The organism is Streptomyces sp. NBC_00873 (genome assembly GCF_045207415.1).
In the GTDB taxonomy this organism is placed as follows: Bacteria; Actinomycetota; Actinomycetes; order Streptomycetales; family Streptomycetaceae; genus Streptomyces.
Map to the genome: position 1 here is coordinate 72,552 of NZ_CP108804.1, position 23,529 is coordinate 96,080.

The window sequence follows — 23,529 nt, forward strand, 5'->3', positions numbered from 1 at the left end:
TTGCCTGCCAGGGTGAGGTCGCTGGCAGACAGCCCGAGCAACCGGCTTTATCTGAGGCCGAGTTGGGCGATGGCGTTCATGATCTCCGGGGGGAGATCCGCCGGCATCCTGAGGGGGGAAGGCCATGGAATGGGAAGACGACCTGGTCCGGCAAGGCTGGCTGTCCGCCACTGGGCTGGGGGGCGAGCACGGGACGGTGGGCCTGCTGGAGGCGCTGACTGGAGCGCACGGGATCCGGCGGCTCGATCTGCCGGTGCCGACGATGTTGCCGGCCGTATTGCGTCAGACGCTGCTGCCCGTCGTGTTCGACGCGCTGGGGGTACCACGGTCGCGCGAGGAATGGGCGCGGCGGTTGCGGCGGGGCGCATTTTCCGACGAGGAGAAGGAGAAGCTCGCCGACTATCTCGGCCTCCGTTACGGAGACCGGTTCCGGCTCTTGTCCGAGCGGCCGTTTGCACAGGTGGCGGGTCTGTTGGCGCTCAATGGGGAGACCAAGCCGTCGGCTCTGCTGGTTCCGTCGGCGGCGTCGGGGAACAACGTGCCGTTGTTCAGTGCGCAGAGCGAGGCCGATTACCTGGACCTGACGTCGGCCCAGGCCGCGTTGTGGCTGCTGCACGTCCACTGCTGGGACACGGCCGCCATCAAGACCGGAGCCGTGGGCGACGGGCAGGCCAAGCTCGGCAAGACGACAGGCAATCCGACGGGCCCCCTGGGGCAGCTCGGGGTGATCGTGCCGACCGGCCGCACCCTGTACGAGACGCTGCTGCTGAACACGCCGATCCTGCCCGACGGGCTGGACCCGGTCGACCGGCCGCAGTGGGCCTGGGACGAGCGGCCGGTGTCATCGGGCGTGAAGTCGCCCGCGGGACCTGAGTGGTCGGCGCGCCCCGCTACAGGTTTGCTGGACCTGCTTACCTTCCAGTCCCGCCGGATCAGGCTGATCCCGACCGACACCGAACAGGGCCTGCGGGTGCGGCAGGTCGTCGTCTGCGGCGGCGACCGGCTCACGGCCACACCCGAGCAAGAACCCCACACAGCGTGGAACCACACCGCCAAGCCGAAGGCGGGCCAGCCGGCCCGTCGGCCCCGCCGCCACACTTCGGGCCGCACGGCGTGGCAGGGCCTCGCCGCCCTGCTGGCGTTGTCGGTCCCGGTGGACGGTGACGGCCCGTACACGTCCCTGCTGCTGCGCCAGATCAGTGACCTGCACGCGGACCAGCACCTGTCCGCGGGGTTCGCCCTGGGGGTGGAGACCTGCGGCCTGGAGTACGGCAACCAGTCCGCGGTGGTGGAGAACGCGATCGCCGACACGCTTCCGCTGCCCGTCGCCTCTCTCCTCGCCGACGACGACTGGCTGCGCGTGACCGTCCTGGAGTGCGTGGAACAGTCCGACAAGGTGGGCAGGGCGCTGGACACCCTCCACAGCGATCTGCGTCGCGCCTGCGGCGGTGAACCGCTCCCGCGGGACAAGGGCGAGCGGCCATCGGCACGTCTCCTCCACGCGGTCGATGACAAGATGCGGCGCCTGCTGGCCGGGCTGCGCACCATCGGCGACGACTACGACCTGCTGGAACGTGCCCAGGAAGCATGGGAGATCACACTGCACCGGGCAGCACGGCGCGAGGCAGAGGCCCTGATCGCCGCCTTGCCGCCCCAGGCCGTGATCGGACGCACCAAGAAGATCAACGGCAAGGAGATCGTGTTCCGCAGCGGCAAGGCCGCCGGCGCCTTCCACGCCAGGCTCGGCGAGATCCTCACCCGTATCAGCGCGGTTCCAGCAATGGGGGGAGAAACGGCATGAGCAGCACCCTGACAGCCCCGTCCGGAAAGCACCGCCGCCCCTACTTCTGGGAAGAGGCCACCGAGAACTGGTCCGTGCAACGCGGACAGCCGAAAACCACCGGTCTGCCGGCATGGGCCGAGCGTGGCCTGCGCGCGCTGCGCGAGGGTCTGGGACGCGAACCGGGCACCGTGCCCGGGATGCGCTTCCTGCACCGGGTGGAACTCACCGACGCCGCCCGGAACGCGGAACACCTGCCCCGCAACTACCGGGCCGAGCACGCCGCACTCACCCTCTTCGGCCTGCACCAGCACGGAGCGGCGAAACCCGTACACCATCCGGGCATCGGACTGGGGGCGGCCTGCAGAGCTCTGCAGATTCACCAGGCCACCGAGATCCTGAAGACCGGCGACCAGAGCCTGACCACCGTGCAGGAGCGGCGTGCGGCCGGCCCCGTGGCACGACGGATTGCCGCTGCCGCGACCGCGCTGGACCTCGATGAGCTCGTACACCATCTGCGCACTTTGGTACCGCTGCTGCGGCAGGCGGAGATCGGCCTGGACTACACGCGGCTTCATCGTGACCTGGGTGACTGGCTGACGCCTCAACACGGCCGGGTGCTGCGTGCCTGGGGCCTGCAGTACACCGACTCTGCTACGGGCACTGCGGAGAAGTCCCGGCGCGAGACGGATACGGAGCCTGCTTTCTGGGCCGGCTTCGACCCCGCACGTGCGGACGTCGGGGCGCAACTGGCCGCCCTGCGCTCCGGCCTGGGTGAGGAAGCCGGGACAGTTCCGGCGATGTGGGGCTACTACCGCACGCGGATGGGCAGCGAACTGCGCTCCCAGGGCGACCTGACTCGGGACCTGACCGCCGAGCACAGTGCGCTGGCCCTCTTCGGGCTCCACCAGCAGGGCCGGAAGCAGTCGATGCATACGCCCGGCGTCAGCCCCGGCACCGCGTGCCGGGCCCTTCTCGCACGGAACAAGACCATGGACCGGGCGGCGCTGGAGAAGCGACTGGGCGTCCTGCTCACCTCCCTGGACCCCGGCGAGCTGGCCCACCACCTGCGCAGCCTCGTCCCGCTGCTGCGGCAAGCGGACATCGGCCTCGACTACGACCTGCTGCGCACGGCCCTGCGGAACTGGGACGACCCAAAGAGGCCACACGAGCAGTCCCGTCTGCGCAGTACGTGGGACCGCGACTTCCACCGCAGGGACCCGCAGACCTGACGCACAGCGGGTCCGCCACACCCGCGGTACCGCACACCAAGCAGGTACCGGTACTGGTATCGCACACCGACCAGGTACCGGTACCGCCCCGGCATACCGCCGGTCTCACCCGGTCATACGGATGGCCGAACCCCTGCCGTCCGGCACACATTGTCGAAGGAGCCACGCCATGGCCGAGCCCACCCTCTTCGTCGAGGTCCACATCCTGCAGAGCGTTCCCCCGTCCAACATCAACCGGGACGACTCGGGCACCCCGAAGCAGGCCCTCTACGGCGGAGCCCGCCGCGCCCGCGTCTCCTCGCAGGCGTGGAAGCGCGCCACCCGCATCGAATTCGCCAAGGCCGAGGAGCCCACGGACCGCGCCACCCGCACCAAGCGGATCGCGGCCCTGCTCTCCCAGCGCCTCGCCGCGCCCGCCGACAACGCAGGCGCCGGTCTGGACACCGCCCAGGCCGACCGGCTGGCCAACGCCCTGCTGGAACCCCTGGGCATCAAGAAGTCGACCAAGAAGGAAGAACAGTCCGCCTACCTCCTCTTCTTCGGCAAGCCCCAGCTCGACGCTCTCATCGCCCTCCTCGGCGGACGTGCACCGGAACTCGCCGCGCTCGCCGACAAGGAACTCGAAGAGGAGATCAAGAAGCTTCCCGTGGTCTCGGCGCTGTCCACCGGACACCCGGCCGAGGTCGCGCTCTTCGGCCGGATGGTCGCCGACCTGAAAGACCTCAACGTCGACGCCGCCGTCCAGGTCGCCCACGCACTGTCCACCCACGCCGTGCGGACCGAGTTCGACTACTTCACCGCCGTCGATGACGAGAACACCAACGACAGTGGCGCCGGCATGATTGGCACCGTGGAGTTCAACTCCTCGACCCTGTACCGCTACGCCGTCCTGGGCGCGCACCAGCTGCGCAAGAACCTCACCTCCGCCGAGGCGACCCGCGAGGCCGTCGTCCGGTTCGTGGACGCGTTCACCCGCTCCATGCCCACCGGCCACCAGAACGCCTTCGCCCACCGCACGCTGCCCCACCTGGTCCTGGTCACCGTCCGCACCGACCAGCCCGTCAACCTCGTCTCCGCCTTCGAGGAACCGGTCACCGGCAACCAGGGCCTGGCCACCAGCTCCGCACTGGCCCTGGCCGAAGAACTGCGCACCGTCGGCAACACATGGGGCAGCACTCCCGTACGAACCCTGGCGACGTACGCCCTGGAGACCGGCAAACTTATGGACTCCTTCGGCCCCTCCCTGCCCTTCCCCACCCTCCTCAACGAGGTCAGCGAACTGGTCGGCGGCTGGCTGACCGACGCAAGCATCCCCGCCCAGACGGCAGCGTCCGACGCGGCCGCGGAGGCCGGGAAGCGATGAGCGACCGCGCCGTACTCGTCCTGCGGCTGGCCGCCCCCCTGCAGTCCTGGGGCGGCCCCTCCCGCTACAATCGACGCGACACCCACGCCCAGCCCACGAAATCCGGCATCCTCGGCCTGCTCGCCGCAGCCCAGGGCCGCCCACGCCAGGTCGGCCTGACCGACCTGCTCGGCCTGCGACTGGGCGTACGAGTCGACCAGCCCGGCACCCTCCTGCGCGACTACCACACCGTCAGCGACCACCGGGGCCTGCCCCTGCCGGCCGCCAAGGTCGACGCCAAAGGCGTGCAGAAGAAGACCAGCCCCGCCAAGCCCACCGGCGTCACCCAGCGCTACTACCTGCAGGACGCCGTCTTCACCGCCGCCCTGCACGGCCCCACCCCACTTCTCGAAGACCTCGACCACGCCCTACGGCAACCGGCCTTCCCCCTCTCTCTCGGCCGCCGGTCATGCCCCCCCACCGGCCCCATCAGTCTCGGCCTGCGCCCCGGCACCGACCTGCAGACCGCACTGACCGACGTGCCCTGGCAAGCAGCGAAACACCACCGCACCCGCCACCGCGGACCGAAGGTGACGCTGGAAGCCACCCTCGAAGACCCGGCCGGCGACCTCCGGATCTCCGACGTACCCGACACCTACGACCTGAAAACCGGCACCGTCTTCAGCGAGCGCACCGTCCGCCACCTGTGGGTCACCCTGCCCACCGGCCACCCGCAGGACAGCCGACCAGACGACTCCGCAGGCCCGGCCGATCCCGGCCCCGGCCACGACCCCTTCGCTCTCCTGGGCTGGTGACACCGTGCCGTACCTCTCGAAGATCGCCCTCAACCCGCGCCGCCGCAAGGCCATCTCCCTGCTCGCCAACCCCCACCGGCTGCACGCCGCCGTACTGAGCGGCCTGGCCGTCCAGCCCGTCACCGAGCGAGTGCTGTGGCGCCTGGACACCAACACCGCGCACCGCGCCGAAGTCCTCGTCTTCACCGACAGCCGCCCCTCCTGGCACCACCTCGTGGAAGAGGCCGGCTGGCCGGACGCAGACGGAGGCCACGCCCTCGTCGCGGACTACACCCCCCTCCTGGAACGCCTCACCCTCGGCAAGGAGTTCGCCTTCCGGCTCACCGCCAACCCGGTACAAAACGTGCAAAACCCCACCAAACCCAGCAACGAGCAGGCCCTACGCATCAAGACCGAGGACGACACCGCGCGCAGCCGCCGCGGATTCCGCGTCGCCCACCGCACCGCCGCCCAGCAACTCACCTGGCTCCTCAACCGAGCCGAACGCCACGGCTTCACCATCCCCGCCACCACCACCCCTCCCGGCATCGACACGGGCACCACCACCGACACCGAGGGCACCTCGATTCCTGCACCGGCCGTGTCCATCACCGCCAGAGATACCCTCCGCTTCCGTAAAAGCAACAACGGCCCGCACGTCACCCTGTCCACCGCCACCTTCCAGGGACGACTGCGCATCACCGACACCGCGGCACTCCGCACCACCCTGCTGACAGGCATCGGCCCCGCCAAGGGATACGGCCAGGGACTGCTCACCCTCGCACCCCTCCCCGACGAGGCACCCCATGGCTGACCCCTGGTGGCGGACCGGCCCGCAAGACGTCCACCGCATCGAAGACCGCGTCTCCAGCCTCTACGCCGAGCGCTGCCACATCGACCGCGACGACAACGCCATCGTCCTGATCAACAAGACCCGCATCGTCCACGTCCCGGCCGCCTACCTCGCCGTCCTCCTGATCGGACCCGGCAGCCGCATCACCCACGCCGCCGTCGCTCTGCTCGCCGACTCCGCCACCTGCGTGTGCTGGGTCGGCGAGCACGGCGTACGCCTGTACGCCTCCGGCCTCAGCACCGCCCGCGGCTCCCACCTCCAGCTGCGCCAGGCATGGCTCGTCACCCGGCCCAAGGAACGCGTCGCCGTCGCCCGCCGCATGTACGACCTACGCTTCCCCGGAGAAGACACCGCCACCCTGACCCTCCAACAACTACGCGGCAGGGAAGGCACCCGCATCCGCAAACTGTACGCACAGCACTCCGTACGCACCGGCGTCCCGTGGACCAAGCGTGACTACAAGCCCGGGGACGCCTTCGCAGCAGGCGACGACGTCAACCGCCTGCTCTCCGCAGCCAACTCAGCCCTCTACGGCATCTGCCACGCCGTCATTACCGGCATCGGCACCAGTCCTGCCCTCGGCTTCGTCCACACCGGATCCGCCCTCTCGTTCGTCCTGGACATCGCCGACCTCTACAAGGCGGAGTTCACCATTCCCCTCGCATTCGACCTAGCCGCCAAGGGCCTCACCACCGAACGAGACGCCCGCACAGCCCTCCGTGACACCGTCGTCCAGCACAAACTCCTCCCACGCATCGTCACCGACATCAAAAGGCTCCTGGTCCCCGACGGAGCAAGCATTCCCGAGGAGGACGTCCACGGCCTCTGGGACGAGGGCAACACCACCGTCACCGGCGGCCGCAACTGGGCCGATCCCTTCGCCCCGGAAGCCCACCTGGACGTCATACCAACACAACCGGACGAGGTACGCGATACCCGGCCAGAGGAAAGCGGATGAGCACAGGAACGACCGTCGTCATCCTGATCTCCGCACCACCTGGCCTGCGCGGCCACCTCACCCGATGGTTCGTCGAAGCCGCTCCCGGCATCTACGTCGGAACCCCCAACACCCGCATCCGCGACCGCCTCTGGACCCTCCTCGCCGAACGCATCCACAACGGGCAAGCCATCATGATCGAGCCGGCCCCGACCGAGCAGGGCTGGTCCGTACGAACCGCCGGCCAAGACCGCTGGACCCCAGCCGACTTCGACGGCCTCACCCTCATGGCCCGCCCACGCCCCGCCGTAAGCCAGCCGTGGCGCCCCGAAACCAAGTGAATGAAAACCGCCCACCCGCCTGACAAAACCTCAGCTCAACAAGTGCCGTCCCCGCGCCCGCGGGGGTTGCTCGGCGAGATCGCCGCCGTCACTGCCACCCAGGCAGCCGTCCCCGCGCCCGCGGGGGTTGCTCCCGAACACGCGTACTTAGAACAATCGTGACTGGGCCGTCCCCGCGCCCGCGGGGGTTGCTCCGGATGCGGGGATGGCAGGCCGAGGGAGTCAGCGCCGTCCCCGCGCCCGCGGGGGTTGCTCGTAGCCGAGAGTGATGCTTTGGGGCTTGCTCCCGCCGTCCCCGCGCCCGCGGGGGTTGCTCGAGGACGACGGCGTCACCATCGAGCACCCCAAGGCCGTCCCCGCGCCCGCGGGGGTTGCTCTCACCCGGCGGGCGTAGGCGAGGTGGGTGGAGGGGCCGTCCCCGCGCCCGCGGGGGTTGCTCTTCGAGATGACGGTGAACGGCTCCGGCCTGGCCGCCGTCCCCGCGCCCGCGGGGGTTGCTCCCCCGGGGATTCGTACCGGCCGCAGAGCAGCACGCCGTCCCCGCGCCCGCGGGGGTTGCTCGACCCAGACGCTCCTCGCCACGCTCGCCGGATCGCCGTCCCCGCGCCCGCGGGGGTTGCTCCTCGACGACGTCATCGACAGCTTCCGCGAGCAGGCCGTCCCCGAGCCCGCGGGGGTTGCTCGCCGATCCTCATCTCCTACGAGCCCCGCCAGAAGCCGTCCCCGCGCCCGCGGGGGCGCGGGCAGGGACAGCCCTGGTCACCTGCTCCCCGCACCCGCGGGGATGGTCCCGCCCTCCGAATCCGGGACACCGATCCGGACATCTGCTCCCCGCACCCGCGGGGATGGACCCGGGAGGCCGTACAGCGCCGCGAGGAGCGGGACGGCCGTTGAATTGAGTCCTGCCTGGTTGAACTCTTTGGGCAACCGGTTTTTCAGAGGTACCGTCATGCTTCTTGCAAGATAGAAAATTCGAAGTACCAAGGTATGGCTGACGCCATACGCGAAAGACTGCAGGAACGCCGGACGCGACGGGGGGTGAGTGAGCGATGGCGTGGGTGACGACGCTAGGGTCGGACATGGCTCAGGTCGAGTACCGGCTGAGCGACCAGTGCGGCTGCGACCTGGAGCACCAGGAGCAGCGGCAGGAGGCGGCCGAGGAGGCCGACGCGCAGGTCGCTTACCGCCTCGGTGACGCGCGCGATCTGGAGTGGATCGGCGGCGGCCTGCAGGAGGTCGGGCTGGTCGCTGGCGAGAGCGTCGACAAGGACCAGGCACGGCTGCTGATGGACGGTCGGCACCCGCTCACCAGTGAGCGGCTGGTAACGCCGAAGGTGGCGGTCGACCCGCGCGCGAAGCTGTCGGCGCGCCCGCTGGCGGAGGCGATCGAAGCCGCGGCAGCCGAGCGTGGTGTGAGCGTCGACGCTCTCCTGAACGACGAGAAGTTGTCTGGGCGGTTCGCCCGCATGGAGCGGGGCGTGCACCGCGAAGGCGACCGGCACCGTGTACCCGTCCGCGCAGCCGAGGACCTGGCGGACGCGGCGGGGGTCGACCCGGTGGAGCTGTACGGGCACGGGCAGATGGAGGAGGCCCGCGAGTACGCCGACGCCCGGATCAGGGTCGGCAACCGCGGCTACGACATGACGCTGGATCTGTCGAAGACCTACAGCACAGCGGTGGCGCTCGCAGGCGACCAGCTGTCCGACGAACTGCGGGAGACATTCCTCGATGCGGCCCGCGAGACATTCGGTGCGATGGAGGGCTGGGCGGCGTACGCGATGGCGGGCGAGCACGGCAACGGCAAGAGTGCCGACCGCGTCGACACGAGCGGGTTCCTTGGCTGGATGACCGTGCACTACTCCGCCCGTCCCGTCGGCGGCGTGCCCGGCGACCCGCACCTTCACGTCCACGCGAACATCGCGAACATGGCGCTGGCGCAGGACGGGAAGTGGCGGACTGTCGGGGCGGGCGGCCGCGACATTCTCCGTCACGCGCACGCCGCTGACTCCCTGGTGAAGGCGCGGCTGCGGCAGCTGACCGGTGAGCGGTTCGGGATGCGTTGGGAGCGGCACGCCGAGACCGGCGCGTGGGAGGTCGTCGGGATCGACGAGGTCCTGCGCCGTGAGTTCTCCCGCCGCGCGAACCAGATCACTGCGGTGGCTGCGGACGGTGCGACGACGCTGGAGCAGAAGCTCATTGCCCGCCAGCTCGCCGAGGGCAAGGACGTCACCATCACCACGGGGGACGTACGGGCGTCGTGGCGGTCACGAGCCGAGGCGGTCGTCGGCGACGTCGATGCGATGATGCGCCGCGCGGTGCCGGGGCCCGAGGGACCGGACGGCCCGTCGGTCGCGGGCCCGGGCGGCGGCCCGATCATGCCTTCCCCCGGGGAGATTGCCGGGCACATCTGGCGGCGCGAGGGCGGGCTGACCGAGTCACGGAAGGCGGTCACGCGCGCGGACGTCCTGGCGTACGTGATCGATGCGTGCCCGTTCGGTGTGCCCAACCTCGCCGCCGCCGAGGCCCTGACGGACGCCGTGCTCGCGGTCGACGGCGAGGCCGTCGCGCTGCCGGAGTCGGGCATGGCCCACCTGACCAACCCCCAGCGGTACACGCACGCGTCGTTCCTTGCCGCAGAGGAGACCATCACCGAGACGGTCACCGACCGGCTCGCCGAGGGCGCCGCCAAGATCACGCGCGAGGCAGCCGAGCTCGCCATCGCCGCGTTCGAGACCTCGCGCACCACCGATCTGCTCCGCCCGTTTCGCATGTCCTACGAGCAGCGCGCCGCCACGATGCGGTTCCTCACCGGGGGCCAGGGCGTGGACGTCCTGCGCGGCAAGGCCGGTACGGGCAAGACCACGATCATGTCGGCGGCGCGGACGGGCTGGGAGGCCGCCGGCCTCCGCATCTCCGGAGCTGCCACGGCAGCGGTCGCGGCGTCCAAACTGCAGGCCGAATCCGGCATCGCCAGCGCCACGGTGGCGACCTGGCTGATGAACATCCGAGACGGCGGCCGCCGCATGGCGACCACGGACGTCTTGGTCCTCGAAGAGGCCGCGATGATCGACGACCGGGACGTCGCCGAACTGCTCACGGCGGCCGCCGAGCACGGTGTGAAGGTCGTCCAGATCGGCGACTGGGCACAGCTCAAGGCGATCGGCGTCGGCGGCGGCTTCAAGCGCGCCCACGAGATCACGGGCGGCCTGGAGCTGAGCGAGAACCGCCGCCAGAAGGACGCGGTGGAGCGGGCCGCGCTGGAGGCGTGGCTGGACGGCGGCCGCCGTACCGCGCTGGCGATGCTCGCCGAGCACGGACACGTACACGCGGTCCGCACGCCCGACGACGCGTACGCCGCGATGCTCGGCGCGTGGAGGGACGCGGTCGCCCGCCTGGAGGGCGACGTCCACGAGCAGATCGAGGACCTGGTCGTCCTTGCCGCGCGGAACGCCGATGTCGAGGTACTCAACCTTGGCGCCCGCGAACTGCGCAAGAAGGCCGGCGAACTGACCGGTGGCCACACGTACGCGCTGGCCGGGGGAGAGCGGATCGAGCTGGCCGCCGGCGACATCATCCGAATCAAGCGGAACGGCTACCGCACCCGCCGGGGTGGCGACGTCGACGTTCTCAACGGGTACCGCGGGCAGGTCACCCACACGTCCACGGGCGGCGTCGCGGTCGAGTGGCGGCGCCCCGCCGATGACGGCGGATACGTCGTGGAGCGGGCCTGGATCACCGCTGACCAGATCGCCGACGGCGCGCTGCAGCACGGCTACGCCATGACGATCGCCGCTGCGCAGGGGCTGACGGCCGACCACGCGCTGGTGTACGGCGTGGGAGCCGAGGCCAACACCCTCTACCCGGCGCTGTCGAGGGCCAGGGAGGCCACCCATCTGTGGCTGCCAGCCGATGTCGTCGAGAGCGAGGACATGCGCCTCCGGCTCGGCGAGGCCTGCAGCGAACAGGAACTGCTGGACCGTGCGGTCGCCGCGTACGCCGACTCCCTGGAGCACGACAGCGACGACCGGATGGTCTCCGACGAGCTCGCGACCGCCCTCGGCCGGCAGCCGGTCGGGCCCATCCCTCAGCAGGCTCAGCCGGAGCCGGAGTTCCTGGCGTGGAACCACCGCGAGTACGGGAACATCGCCACCCAGCGGCTCTTCGCGGTGATGGCCGAGCGGACGGAACAGGCTCTTCGCTCCGAGCGCCTGGCCGATGACCTGACCCGCCAGGCCGAGGCCAAGCTCGCTCAGCTTGCGGCCCCGGTCACCCCGGGCCAGGAGCGGCCCCGCGCGGTTGCCGCGGTCCTGAACCGCGCCGACCGGTTTGCCACCACCGCAGCCGCAGAGAGGGAGAACGAGCGTCGGGCGTACGCCGCGATGAGTAGTTCCCAGGACATCCGCGACAAGCTGGAAGAGTCGATGAGCAGGAGCCGGATGGCTCTTCGGCTGGCCGGCACCAGCCGCAAGGAGACGGCCGATCTCAGTGCCGAGCACGCCCAGAGGGCGAACGCTGCGTATCAGGAGGCCCGGCGGGCCGGGCAGGCCGCCGAGGACGCTCAGCGCGAGTCATGGACAGCCATCTGCAGCCCGGAGACGGTCGACTGGTTCGAGAACCAGGGATCGCGCGCGGGCGCCCCGCACACCGTCGATGAGCTCACTGACAAGCTCGCCGCGATGCGCGAACGGCTCCCTGAGATCGAGCGGATTACCGACTGGGCCATCACCGAGGACGCTCAACGCACCGAGCGCCAGGCGGCTGAGTACCGGGGCCACGCCCGGATCCACCGCATCGCGGTGACCGGTCTGCAGAACGAGAAGGCACTTCGCTTGCGGATGGCGACCGAAGCCCCCGGGCAGCACTCCCGCGAGGCACAGCAGCGCGCCGCGCACATCCAGACCGCCCAGCGACAGCAGCGCGAACAGCAGGTGGCCCGCCAGGCCGCCGCGCGAACACAGAGCGAGCACGGTCACCAACTGCCCACACGGTCCGATCCCTCTCTCAGGCGCTGAGGAGGCGACGACCTGCCCGGCCTCCACACATGCTCAAGCGCCAGATGTTCGGCTGCGCAGGCTTCGCTCCGCAAGCGAGTTTTCCTCGCCTCCTGACCCCGCTGTCGGTGGCGGATGCGACGATCCTTTGGGTAACAGCCGTGAGGAGATCACCATGTGGGCACCTGGAACGTCAGCCCCTTCGACAACGACACTGCAGCCGACGCTCTGACCGAGGAGGCGCCGTCGCCGCGCGTCCCCGGGCAGCGCCCGGGCCCCCACCGACGGGCTCACACCGCGCGAGCGCCAGGTCGCAGCGCTCGTTGCCGAGGGCCTGACGAACCGGGAGATCGCCCTGAGACCCGTCGTCTTCAAGCGGACGGTCGGCTCTCATGTCCAGCACATCCTCGACAAGCCGGGGTTAGCGTCGCGGGCCCAGATCGTGGGGCTGCACCGGGCGGGGCAGCGCACGCCGTAGGCCGCGACAGCCCGGGGCGTCACGACCCGGACTGGCACGCGTTGTCGAACTCGTCGCTGTCGCCAGCCCGTTCCCTTTCGCCCTTGGTCGGTCCCCGCTGGGCGAGTGCGCAGAGCCGCTCGATCGACTTGTCGGCGTCGAGGGGGACCGTGAAGGAGCGGGAGCCCTCGACCGCGGTGATCCGCTCGCCTGTGGAGTTCGGCGAGAGCGTGGTGTCGTAGTACACCCAGTAGCGGTACAACATGTTCCTGTCCTGGGTGTCCCAGACCACTTGCTCGCCGGCCCGGGTGGTGGTGTGCAACGTATCGCCCTTCTCGTTCAGGAAGCGGCCCAGCGCGTAGACGCCGTCGTCGGTGAGTTTGCCGTCCCACCTATTGCGCTTGATGTCCCAGAGGCGGATGGATCCGCCCGCGTAGTGCACCGCGAGTCGCTTCCCGTCAGGGGAGACGAGCAGACCGCGGATGGATTGGTCGCGCTCCTTCCGTTCGATCCACCGGGTGTACTCGCCGGTGCCGAAGTCCCACGTGCCGACCCCGTCGACGGTTCGCACGACCGCCTTGCGGGTGCCGGGCAGGGCGCCGCCCCAGGTGCCTGCCGCCGCATTGGCCAGTGCCCACTTCTCCTGCTCCGCGGGCCGGTACGTCCTGCCGTCCTGCTTGCCCGTGTCGAGGTTCCAGCGCGACATGTAGGACAGCCCCGAGATCACGGCGTGTTCGTCGTCGGCGAAGGAGGTATTGATCCAGGACGGGGTGAGTCCGGTCAACGGGTCGGGTCCCTGGGCGGTGAGATCGGGTGGGGACGGCAGCTCCAACTCGTGTTCCACCGCCAGGGTGTGCGTGGTGCCGGACCCGGATGCGCCCTCGGTCAGCCGCCAGACGAGCACGCTCCGCTGGTCCTCGGTGACGGTCAGGACGCGGGACCCGTCAGGGCTGAAAGCGGTGTAGAAGCGGGCCAGCGGCTTCGGTGACCGGGCGAAGCCCATCAGCTTGCGGGTCTTCAGGTTCCACAGCTGCAGAGCGTCGCCCTTGGCGTCGACCACCGCGAGGCGTTGGTGTTCCCCGTCTGCGGTGCGGAAGCCGCCGAGCAGGACATTGGTGCCGAAGGAGTCCGGGGAGCGGACGCGTACGGTGACGATGCTGCCGCCGACCGCGACGGCGGCCCGCAGGTCGTTTGGCGGGCCGGTGAGGGCCACCGCCGGAAAGGCGTTCCGGCCGGTGACGTTGACGTCTTCGGGTGCGGTGGACGGCACGTCGAAGGTGCCCGGCCACCCTTTCTCCAGGTCGACGACGAGGAACCGCATGCGGCCGAGGTCGCCGCCCATCCGGCCCACGGGGTTGACGAGGTAGCGGCCCGTTGCGTCGAGCCGGGGCACATGGAGCGGGCAGAGCTGCACCGCCGTGGTGGTGTAGGACTGCGCGATGCGCGGGTGGCGGCCGAGTCGCCACACTTCGAGAGCGCCCTGCGCGGTGCAGGTCACCAGGGTCCGGCCGTCGCTGCTCACGGTCGTGGAGGCGGCCGCCCGCTCGCCCCAGGGACGGTTCGGTTCACCCGTCGCGAGATCCCAGGCGAGCAGGCGGCCCGGCGCGTCGTCCCGGCCCGCGCCGGCGGGCACGATCCGGGTCACCACCGTGTCGCCCGCCCCGAACCACGCCTCGACCGCGTCCCAGCCCTTCGGCGGGGTGAGCGTCCGGCCGACGCGGCTGCCGTCGTCGGTACGCCACACCAGCACCCCCTCCCGGCGGATCGCCGCGAGGACCCGATCCCCGCCGCCGTCGAAACGGAGGTCGCTCGCGGGGCGCGGATTCCTCTCCGCGCCCTCGCGCCCGCGCAGCGAGACGTACCGCACTTTCGCCTTGGGGTCGAAGACCGCCTCCTCAGAGGCGCGTACCCCCAGGGAGATGACACCCCAGTCACTCGACCGCGCCATGACACGGCCGTTTGACGAGACGGCGAAGCGCGCGTTGTCGCTGGTGCTCGTCCGCAGCCACGGCTTGGGCCGTTCGGCGTCGGCTTTGCGCAGGTCGAGCTGGACGACGTCGCCGCCGTCCAGCAGGGAGTACAACTGCTCACCGGATCCGGCCAAGGAGATGTCCTCGACGTCGGACCGGCCTTCCATGACGATGTGCTCGACGTCCTTCATCCGCAGGTACTGGGCCATCAGCGTCGAGCGGGCCGGCTGCCGGTCCTCGGTGTCGAAGGCCGCGACGGCGAACAGCGATGAGGCGGTGAGGGACACGCTGTCCAGCGCGGCCGCCTGCTGCGCCAGCCGGTCGGAGGTGAGCCGCCGCTGCTCCGCCACCATGCCCCGGTACAGGATCGACCCCACGACCAGTGCCAGGGAAGAGACGACGGCGACGATCGCGGTGAGCTGCCGCACCCGGCGGGCACGGGTTGCGCTCCGCTCGGCCTCCCGGCGTCTGCGGTCGCGCAGTTCCCCACTGCACCGGATGAATTCGCGGTCGTCCGCCGTGAGCTCGTCCCCGCGCTCCGCGAGCCGCTGTTCGGCCAGGGCCAGAGCAGGATCCTCCAGCAGATGGCCATCGGGCCTGCCCGCCTGCCGCCAGCGCTGCCCGTCGAAGCGCACGGTGCCGAGCCACTCCAGGAAGGCGCGGTCCTCGGCGAGCAGCTCGGTCAGGGGACGCCAATGCTCGATGAGCGCCTCGTGCGCCAGCTCTACTGTCTCGCGCCCCTCCTCGTCCACGCCGAGAACGAGAATGCGTGACTCGGCCAGCGCGCGGGCGACTGCCCACCGCTCCTCGCCCGCGTCGCGCCGGAGCAGCCGCGCTCGCAGCGCCGTCCGCGTTCCGGGCGGGATCCGTACCAGCGCGCGCAGCAGACTCCTCGCGGCCGGTGGGGGAAAGCCCCCCTGCACGGCGCGCCAGGCCGCGTCCGCCCGCTCGCCGAGTGCGCGGCCGACGCCGCCGAGGCGCTCGTAGGCATCGAACCGGAGGCGTCCGCCACGGCGCTGCTCCCACAGCGTCTCCAGAAGGAACCCGAGCAGCGGCAGCGCCCCGGGCCGCCCCACCGCGTCCTCGATGATCCGCGCCGCCAGACCGGCGCTGTACTCGACGCCGGGTATCCCGTCCAGCGGCCGCACGACCGCGTTGGTGAGCTGCTGCGTGGTCATCGGCCCCAGTTGGTGGGCGGGCGCGCCACCGACGAGCCGGCCCAGTTCCGGATGGCTGAGCATCGCGTCCTGGAAATCTGAGCGAACCACCGTGAGCACGCCCGTGCGGGGGCGCGCCGCGGCCTCCAGGAGACGGCCGACGGTGTCGCGCAGCTCGTCGTCCGGCAGGGTGAGGAGGGCTTCGGCCTGGTCGACGGCCACGACCACATGCCGCTGCCCGGCATCCGCCGGTGAGGCCGGGACGGGGAGCCGTTGTCCGGAAGCGGCGCGCAGCAGGACGACCTCGACGCCCTGTTCTCTCAGGCGCGGCACGACACCGGCCATGAGCACGGAGGACTTGCCGGACCCCGAGGGCCCGGCAAGGGTGACGCAGCTTGTCGGCCCGCCGTCGGCCTCCAGCAGCCCAAGGACCGCTGCGATATCGGCGTCCCGGCCGAAGAAGTGCCGACTGTCGTGCTCGGTGAACGCATGCAGACCGGGGAACGGGGACCGCGGGGCCAGCAGCCCGGCGAGTGCGGGGATCTGCTCAGTGATGGTGCGTGTCGGGATGCAGAAGTTCTGGCCGCGCGCCTCGGAGGCGGTCGCGGTGACGATGCCCACCACGGCCCCCGTCACCTTGTCCCACACGGCCGCGCCGCTGAAGCCCGGACGGATCGGGTCCGATGCGCCGTCTGGGGACATCTGCAGCCAGCCGACGCCGGTACGCCCGCGCAGTACGGCGGTGTGCCAGCCGCCTTCCGCCACGTCGTCGGGCAGCCCGAAGACGACGGCCTGGTGCGCCAGGGTCGAGGGCGGATCGGCCATGGTGACCGGCCGCGCACCGGCCAGGACACCTCCGAGCCGGAGCACCGCGAGGTCGCCGCGGCCGTCCGGGTGCTCGGGCACCCAGTCCCGTATCCGCGCCGTGACGGCCTCCGCGTCACCGGGGGCGTGCAGCAGCCGGACGTCCAGCGTGGTCTGTGGCCGCTCGGAATGTCCGCGCGCCAGCCCGGCTGCGTCGGTCACGACATGGGCGCAGGTCAGTACCAGCTGTGGGGCGATCAGTACGCCGACACCCGCAACGCCGGCCGGACCGGTGATCCGCACCGTGGTGGCGGTGAGCATTTCCTCGGCGATCTCGTCATGGGAGGGGGACCGCTCGGTCATGGCTCGGCGCTCTCCCTCAGCCGGCTCGGCGCGAGGTGCCTGACCAGTTCAGGGTGACCGTGAAGTTCGCCTCGGTCCCCGTCGTCGCGATGACGACATCTGCACCCGCGGTGAGCGAGATGCCGAACTCCAGGCCGATGTCGTCCGGTGGGTTGTCCATCCGCGTGAACCGGGACACGAAGCTCTCCGCCACGGGCCGCACCGCGTCCAGCATCTGGTCGAGCGTGCGCGACGCCTGAACGGCGGCCCGTGCACCGCGACCGACCCGGGTGACCGCGTCCTCGGGCTCTCTGATCCGCACCAGGACCGGCTCGTCGCCCGGCCGCCCCGTCGGGACCTGCACCGTCACCTCAGTCATCGCGTGCGCACTCCTGTCCTCGTCGGCCACTCGTATGACATGAGCTGACATCAAAGGGAACGGCGGAGTCAAGGTCACAGAGCATCAACTATCTTCACAAAACGCCTAGTTGGCGAGGAAATAGGCGGCCGAGCCAACGGCGAAAGCCGAGGCCGAGGTCTCGCGGGCTCTCGGTTCTGCATGCATTCCGACATAGCGGGCGCCAGCGACGTCTCCGCGCCCACCGTGCGCCGCTGGCTGCTGGAAGTCGTCGAGCTGCTGTTGGCCCGCGCTCCGCGCCTGGACCGCGCCCAGGCAGTAGCGCAGCGCGGTGGACTGAACGTGTTCGGCCCATTCCAGTCCTGTCAGGTGAGGGCCTGCAAGCGGCGCAAGGTGCGGAGCGCAACCGGCGCGTCCGGACCGTGGATGTCGGTGACGGCGCTGAGGAGTTCTGCTCCAAGGCGGCGGGCGTCCTCGTCGGGAACGGTTCGCCAGAGACTGTAGACGCGACGGGTCGCCTCCTCGGTATCGGGGTGTCCGGGCCCCTGGATCGTGGCGCGCAGCCGTGCGGTGTGCAGGTACCAGCCCAAGGCGGTGGCGTGATCGGCCATCAGGTGGGCGAGATGGCCGCGCACTTCGCGGATATGGACGACGTTCAAGTGCTCGGGGCCGTACTCGGCGGTGATCTCGGTGTCCAGGCGGTAGGCCATCCAGGAGGCATCCTGCAGCTGGCCGGCGGCGGCCGTACTGGCGATCTCGGCGAGATGCTCGCGCAGGCCTCCCGGAATCCGGGCCTGCGGTCCGGTCCCCTCGGTGGGGGCGAGTTGCGGGGTGCCCCAGAACGCCGGTGTGACCGTGCCCCAGGGGTGGAAGAGCTCTTCGTGCTCCTGCATGGCGGGTTGCCTTCCGGTCGTGCGGGTCACCACTTCACCACCCGGCGGACTTCGGTGATGCGGGTGATGGCGCTCGTGGAGTTGCGCCAGCTGCTGTACGAGACGATCCGGGTCCGCACGCCGGTGCGGGGCGCCTCGATGATCTTGCCGTCGCCGATGTACATGCCGACGTGCCCCGGGCGTGCATCCGATCCGTCGCTGCCCGCGTTGAACACCAGGTCGCCTGGCTTGGGCTTGTCCATGCTGACACGGTCGCCGATGTTGACCTGGTCGTAGGTGACCCGGGGAATGTCTATCCCGGCTGCCCGGTAGGCCTGCTGCATCAGGGACGAGCAGTCGCACCAGTGGGCGGAGCTCCCGCCATGGGCCTTGGTGCAGTCGCCTCCCGGGTGATACCAGCCGCCCTTCTGCTGCAGAGCCCAGGACACGGCGGTGCGGACCTCGCGAGGGGTGCCGGTGGGGAGGGTGTATCCGGCGGGCAGATCCACTTCCTGGCTGGACGAGGGGGCGGTGAACTGCCGGGCGGTCGCCATGATGATGTTGACGTAGTTGTACGTCTGGCCTTTGGCGAACTGCTCGTCGGGAACGCCTCGGTACTGGTCGACGCGGACCCATCCGGCGTTGTAGCCGGCGAGGGCGAGTTCGACGGGTGACCCGTTGTACTGCGGGTGTTCTTTGCCCTTCTTCAGCAGGCTGCACATGAACTTCCCCTGCCCGGCGATGGCGTCGGCGGGTTCCCAGACGCTTTTGGTCCCGTTGCCGTTTCCGTCCGCGGCCCAGGTCGGCCAGGTGTCCGGCATGAACTGGGCGATGCCCTGGGCGCCGACGCCGGGAGACTCAGCCCTCGGGTTGAAGTTCGATTCCTGCTTCAGCTGGGCGGCCAGGATCGACGGCGGCAGCCCCTGGTCGCAGTCGGCGGACGCCTTGAGGATCAACGGCGCGTACTCGGCGGGGACGCCGCCCCTGCCGATTTTGAGGCTGCCCGCCGTCGGCTCAACACTGCCCCCGCCGCTGTCGTCGTCGAACGTCGCAATGAGCAGCACGATGCCCATGCCGAACGTGACCGGCGTCATGACCGCCCCGCCCAAGGCAACCGCCAGCCATCGCTTGACGCGCACAGTCCCCCTAGGCCTGCTTCTGGATTTGCGCAAAAGAATCCTGATGTGCGGTCTGTTCTGCTGAGAACCAACTGCGCTCAGGCTGCGTGATAGTGCGTGATAGTGCGTGACACTATGCCATCACCGCTCTACAGGGCGTAGGTTGACGATACTTTTAGTTGCCACGCGCGTGGGAGCGATATGGTTCCGGCGCCCTTGCGTATGACAGTTCGACGCATTCGATTAGCTCAGGCAAATTATTGATTGTGCTGAATGAGGGGTAAGGGTGAGCAAAAAGGAAGGTGTGCTGGTGGTGCTGCCTGCCGGGTCCCGATTAGTGCTGCCGGTGATGGCAGCGACCGGGGGCAGCGGGCGTTCCACCGTGGCCGATCTGCTCGCCGGAGCGATGACGGCGGCCGGGACCGGCACGGTCGTGCTGGACACCGCACCGCGCCTGTCCTCGCCCTGGCCCTCCTGGACACTCGGGCAGGAAGCCGGCGGCCTGGCCGTGCTCCCGCCCGGCCGGCCGCTGACCCGCTCCGAGGTCCAGCGTGCAGCCGCCCAGCGGTCGGCCGGACGGGGGGCGGGCTGGCAGGTGCTGACCGACGGACGCGACTGGCACAGCCCGCCGCTCTCGTTACCCCAGGACCCTGCCGCCTGGCTCCAGTTGGCCGCCATCGGCGGATGGCAGGCCGTCATCGCCGACACCACGCACCCCGTCGCCCACGACATCCTTGACGCCCGCTGCGCCGGGCGGGTCGGACAGACCCGGGCCTGGTGCGAACTCCCCTACGCAGTACCGGTGCTGTGCGCGGCCGCCACCGCCAGCGGCGTCCAGGCCCTGCAACAGGCAGTGATGGCGCTGCATGCCGACGGCATGCCGCTGCAGCGCACGGTGGCCGTACTCGTCGCACAGACCGACGGACGGCTGCCCGCCGTCGTCCGGGCAGGCGCGACGATGCTGACCTCCCGCACCGCCGCCGTGGTGCACCTTCCGCACGACCCGCACATCCGCACCCACGGGCTGCGGACGACATCCCGGCTGCGCTCACGCACCCAGCAGGCCGCCCGCTTGCTCGCCCAGGCAGCTCTGACGGCGGCCGGCGCCACCTGGGGCATGCCGCTTCCCGGAGCGCCGCGTCCCGCGCCGCTCGCCGTTGTTTCCCCCGCTTCCAGATGACTTTGACGAGGTGTCGGCTATGACTTTGATGACCACCCTGCACACTCTGGCCACTGACCCGGGCTTGCACGTACTCGCCGATGGCAAGGGCCCGGTCGTCCCGAAATACACCCCGGAGCTTCCCGACGCGGTGAACACCCAGGTCAAGACGATCCTGTCCTGGACGGCCGGGTTCGGTCTCGCAGCAGCGGTGATCGGAGGACTGACCGGCTGGCTCCTGGTCGCCGTGGGCCACAACAGCGAACGCGCACAGCTGGCCGCCCGGGGCAAACAGTCCGTGCTGTGGAGCCTCTGCGGGGCTGGAGGCATCGGAGTGACCAGCAGCCTCGTCCTCGCGGTCTACAACATGGCGAAGTGAGGCGACGGCGGATGGATACCCACGACCTTACGGCCCGCAGGGCCAAACTCACACTTGCCGGGCTCGCTGTACTCGTCGCCGCAGGGCTGGCCGCCGGAGGCGTTGCGGCCTACTCCTTGTTTGGCAACGACCGCTCCAGCCAGCCGCACGCAGGCTCCTCGACCACGGCGAAGCCCGCTCCATCGGGCTCCGCATCCGAAAAGAGCGGCGCCGCGATGACACCGGAGAAGGGGAAGAAAGTACCCCTGAGCGTGCCGACCGGGCAGAAGGACGGAGTCTCGACAGGCTTCCCGCACAACTACGTGGGCGCGATCTCGGCGGCTGTCTACTTCTGGGAGGAGTACGCATTTCTCGACGACCAGAAGGGCCGTCAGCAATTGACGGCGGTCGTGTCGCCGGACGCCACCGGGTACGTCGACGAGCAGATCTCCGAAGTCCGCAAGATGCGCGAGGGCGCCAACCTGCCGCCGTCCGGCGGAACGCCCGCCGGGATCACCTTCACCACCACCGTCAACGCGGTCCGGGTGCGCACACTCACCAGTTCTGAACTGCCACGCGGAGACGTCATCCACATCTGGATGAACTACGACCGTTACGCGACGACGCCTGAAAAGAGCACGGACGATGACCCGCTCAAGGGCGAGGACATCGACTTCATCGTCAAGTGGCAGGGCGGGGCGTGGAAGCTCACCAACGAACCGGCCTACTGGAAGCAGCGGACCTTCCCCGTCGCCTATTTCCCTGAATCGCCCTATGCATGGCGGGACATGTGGTGGCAGGTGAGGCATGAGGACTGACCGGCCGTCCGCCCGGTTGTGGTGCTTCGTGCTGGCCCTGATGTGCTGCCTGGCCGGTGGGGTGGCTGCGGCTCCCGCCGCCGTGGCGGACCACGGGGGAAAGCACGCCAATTACGGCCCGCCGAAGCCACCCCCTAAGGAATGGGCTGCGGGAGGTGATGCCGCAGGGATCGACGACAAGGGCCACTGGTGCGTCCTTGACTTCGGCGACTTGGAAGGTTCCTGCCAACCGGCTTCCTCTGGGACGGGTAGGAACACGACCGGCGGTGACATCTGTGAGGGCGCTGACGGTACAGGGGCCGCGAACTGCTCCGAGGAGGGGCGTAGGGCGTTCGAGAAGCGTCGGCTGGAGAAGTGGCGCAAGGACTACCCGAACAAGGCCGATGATCCGAACTACGAGAAGCTGAACAAGTTCATTACCGACTGTGTCAACAAGGGTGGCATCTTCAAGGAGTGCCAGCTTGAAGCTGGCTTCAAGTACCCCAAGGCGAAGACCTCCGTTACGTGGGTTGCCGGGAAGATCTCGGAGATGGCCTCAAACGCGCTCAAGGAGGCCGCCCGCTACATCGGTCAGTCTGTGGTGTGGCTCCTTGAGGAGTTCGCGAAGGTCTTCAACGATTCGTCCACCATCGATCTGTCCAAGACCGGCATCGGCAAGCCGAAGGGGCTCATGACGGTCCTCTCCCTGCTGATCGCGACGTTCCTGTTGCTGCTGCAGTTCGGGAAGGTGGCGATCAGTCAGCGAGGCGAGCCCGCAGCTACCGCCGTGACGGGTCTGGCGAAGTGGGGGATCATCTCGTCGGTCTACGTGATTGCCACGCAGACGGCTCTGACCTGGTCAGATGCCGTGTCCATCTGGATCATCAACTACAGCTTCCACGGCGGCGGCTCGGGCCCGGGCGACGCGACCAAGGCGATGCAGCAGCAGCTGGGCACCCTGTTCGGAGGACTGACCACTGGTGGAGGCGGTGCGGCGACCGTGGGCACGGCACTCATCACGGGTGAGACCGTGACGGCCGCCGCAGTCGGCGTGATCATCGTGGTCGGCACCGTGTGCATCCTGGCGATCGCCGCACTGTGGATCGAGGTGCTGCTGCGGCAGGCCGGAATCATGATCCTGGTGGCGACCCTGCCCGTGGTGCTGGCTGGGCAGATGTCCGACTCGACTCAGGAATGGTGGCCCAAAGCCAGGAACGCGCTGGTCGCGCTGATTCTGATGAAGCCGATGATCGTGCTCTGCTTCGCGATCGGGTTCGGTGCCATGTCCGAGGGCGACGGCGTGCAGAACATGTTCGTCGGCCTCGTCATCTTCGTCCTCGCCTGCTTCGCGTGGCCCGTCCTGGCGAAGTTCATGACGTTCTCCACCGTCGGCGGCGGCAGCGCGATCGCCTCCGGACTCATGAGCTCGATCGGCTCGTCCGCCGCATCGATCAGCGGCGGCTACCGGCCCGAGATGGGCGGAGCCGGGGCGGTCGGCGGCGGCAGCGCCTACACCCGTGCCCTGGAGCAGGACAACGCCCAGACCTCCGCCAGCGGCTCCAATGCCGTGCAGAGCACGGGTAGCGGTACCGGGGGCGGGACCGGACGGACCTTCGGATCCCGGGTCATGGGCACGATCGGCCTGCCCCTACAGGTCCTCGCCGCAGGCAAGGACACCCTCGAGTCCGGCATGGCGAGCACCGCCGGACACGCCGGTCTCGACCACGGTGCGGCCGGCGGCCGTCACGTCGTCATCGCACAGCGGCGCCATTCCTCCTCCGCCGGACAACGGCAGGAAGCAGACGGCGGCCAGGCGCAGAGCCCGCAGCCGGTGCAGCCGGCCAGCCCTCCGACTCAGGGATAGCCG

The 23,529-nt window shown here is 69.9% G+C and carries 17 protein-coding genes and 1 CRISPR repeat array; of the genes, 13 read left to right on the top strand and 4 right to left on the bottom strand.

All coding sequences use genetic code 11. The features are described 5' to 3' along the window. The first annotated feature begins 124 nt into the window (after positions 1 to 124). The 9 genes from casA to OH809_RS44085 all read left to right on the top strand — a co-directional run bounded on the left by casA (position 125) and on the right by OH809_RS44085 (position 12,748). Positions 125 to 1,801, top strand: coding sequence for a type I-E CRISPR-associated protein Cse1/CasA (gene casA, locus OH809_RS44045; RefSeq protein ID WP_331743877.1), 1,677 nt, complete (start codon positions 125 to 127; stop codon positions 1,799 to 1,801). After that, positions 1,798 to 3,012, top strand: coding sequence for a type I-E CRISPR-associated protein Cse2/CasB (gene casB / locus OH809_RS44050; RefSeq protein WP_331743880.1), 1,215 nt, complete (start codon positions 1,798 to 1,800; stop codon positions 3,010 to 3,012). Before casA ends, casB begins: the two co-directional genes overlap by 4 nt. Positions 3,013 to 3,181: 169 nt before the next feature. Further along, complete coding sequence (cas7e, locus tag OH809_RS44055; RefSeq protein WP_331743883.1) at positions 3,182 to 4,375, top strand: type I-E CRISPR-associated protein Cas7/Cse4/CasC; 1,194 nt, start codon at positions 3,182 to 3,184, stop codon at positions 4,373 to 4,375. Beyond that, entirely contained in the window at positions 4,372 to 5,169 is a 798-nt protein-coding gene (gene cas5e, locus OH809_RS44060; protein WP_331743886.1) for a type I-E CRISPR-associated protein Cas5/CasD, read from the top strand. The genes cas7e and cas5e overlap by 4 nt, the downstream gene beginning before the upstream one ends. Before the next feature lie 4 nt (positions 5,170 to 5,173). Continuing rightward, on the top strand, positions 5,174 to 5,962 hold the full coding sequence (gene cas6e / locus OH809_RS44065; protein WP_331743889.1) for a type I-E CRISPR-associated protein Cas6/Cse3/CasE: 789 nt from the start codon (positions 5,174 to 5,176) through the stop codon (positions 5,960 to 5,962). Beyond that, positions 5,955 to 6,959 (top strand): type I-E CRISPR-associated endonuclease Cas1e, encoded by a 1,005-nt coding sequence (gene cas1e, locus OH809_RS44070; protein WP_331743892.1) that lies wholly within the window; start codon positions 5,955 to 5,957, stop codon positions 6,957 to 6,959. The genes cas6e and cas1e overlap by 8 nt, the downstream gene beginning before the upstream one ends. Beyond that, positions 6,956 to 7,279: a type I-E CRISPR-associated endoribonuclease Cas2e gene (gene cas2e / locus OH809_RS44075; protein WP_331743895.1), complete on the top strand. Its 324-nt coding sequence runs from the start codon at positions 6,956 to 6,958 to the stop codon at positions 7,277 to 7,279. The genes cas1e and cas2e overlap by 4 nt, the downstream gene beginning before the upstream one ends. Before the next feature lie 44 nt (positions 7,280 to 7,323). Beyond that, positions 7,324 to 7,962: direct repeats of the CRISPR family, unit length 28 nt; unit sequence GCCGTCCCCGCGCCCGCGGGGGTTGCTC. Positions 7,963 to 8,358: 396 nt separating this feature from the next. Beyond that, positions 8,359 to 12,291 (top strand): MobF family relaxase, encoded by a 3,933-nt coding sequence (mobF, locus tag OH809_RS44080; protein ID WP_331743899.1) that lies wholly within the window; start codon positions 8,359 to 8,361, stop codon positions 12,289 to 12,291. A 313-nt stretch (positions 12,292 to 12,604) separates the two neighbouring features. Next, complete coding sequence (locus OH809_RS44085) at positions 12,605 to 12,748, top strand: hypothetical protein (protein WP_331744002.1); 144 nt, start codon at positions 12,605 to 12,607, stop codon at positions 12,746 to 12,748. Positions 12,749 to 12,767: 19 nt separating this feature from the next. On the opposite strand, the gene OH809_RS44090 is transcribed toward OH809_RS44085, so the two are convergent. From OH809_RS44090 to OH809_RS44105, 4 genes are all read right to left on the bottom strand, one after another. After that, the gene (locus OH809_RS44090; protein WP_331743902.1) at positions 12,768 to 17,021 is read right to left on the bottom strand and encodes a trypsin-like peptidase domain-containing protein; all 4,254 of its coding nucleotides are present in this window, start codon (positions 17,019 to 17,021) and stop codon (positions 12,768 to 12,770) included. 16 nt (positions 17,022 to 17,037) lie between these two features. After that, on the bottom strand, positions 17,038 to 17,379 hold the full coding sequence (locus OH809_RS44095; protein ID WP_331743905.1) for a CU044_2847 family protein: 342 nt from the start codon (positions 17,377 to 17,379) through the stop codon (positions 17,038 to 17,040). A gap of 344 nt (positions 17,380 to 17,723) precedes the next feature. Then, positions 17,724 to 18,251, bottom strand: coding sequence for a hypothetical protein (locus OH809_RS44100; protein ID WP_331743907.1), 528 nt, complete (start codon positions 18,249 to 18,251; stop codon positions 17,724 to 17,726). A gap of 26 nt (positions 18,252 to 18,277) precedes the next feature. Next, entirely contained in the window at positions 18,278 to 19,324 is a 1,047-nt protein-coding gene (locus tag OH809_RS44105) for an NlpC/P60 family protein (RefSeq protein ID WP_406516341.1), read from the bottom strand. Positions 19,325 to 19,634: 310 nt separating this feature from the next. Between OH809_RS44105 and OH809_RS44110 the strand changes: the two genes are divergently transcribed. Genes OH809_RS44110 through OH809_RS44125 form a run of 4 tightly spaced genes read left to right on the top strand, consistent with a single transcriptional unit; the run spans position 19,635 to position 23,526 of the window. Next, positions 19,635 to 20,528 carry a hypothetical protein gene (locus tag OH809_RS44110; RefSeq protein ID WP_331743913.1) on the top strand — a complete coding sequence of 298 codons (894 nt, stop codon included), beginning with the start codon at positions 19,635 to 19,637 and terminating at the stop codon, positions 20,526 to 20,528. Positions 20,529 to 20,547: 19 nt separating this feature from the next. Beyond that, positions 20,548 to 20,886, top strand: a complete 339-nt coding sequence (locus OH809_RS44115; protein WP_331743916.1) for a hypothetical protein — start codon at positions 20,548 to 20,550, stop codon at positions 20,884 to 20,886. An 11-nt stretch (positions 20,887 to 20,897) separates the two neighbouring features. Continuing rightward, the gene (locus OH809_RS44120; RefSeq protein ID WP_331743919.1) at positions 20,898 to 21,683 is read left to right on the top strand and encodes a hypothetical protein; all 786 of its coding nucleotides are present in this window, start codon (positions 20,898 to 20,900) and stop codon (positions 21,681 to 21,683) included. Next, positions 21,673 to 23,526, top strand: coding sequence for a hypothetical protein (locus tag OH809_RS44125; protein WP_331743923.1), 1,854 nt, complete (start codon positions 21,673 to 21,675; stop codon positions 23,524 to 23,526). The genes OH809_RS44120 and OH809_RS44125 overlap by 11 nt, the downstream gene beginning before the upstream one ends. The last annotated feature ends 3 nt before the right edge of the window (positions 23,527 to 23,529 follow it).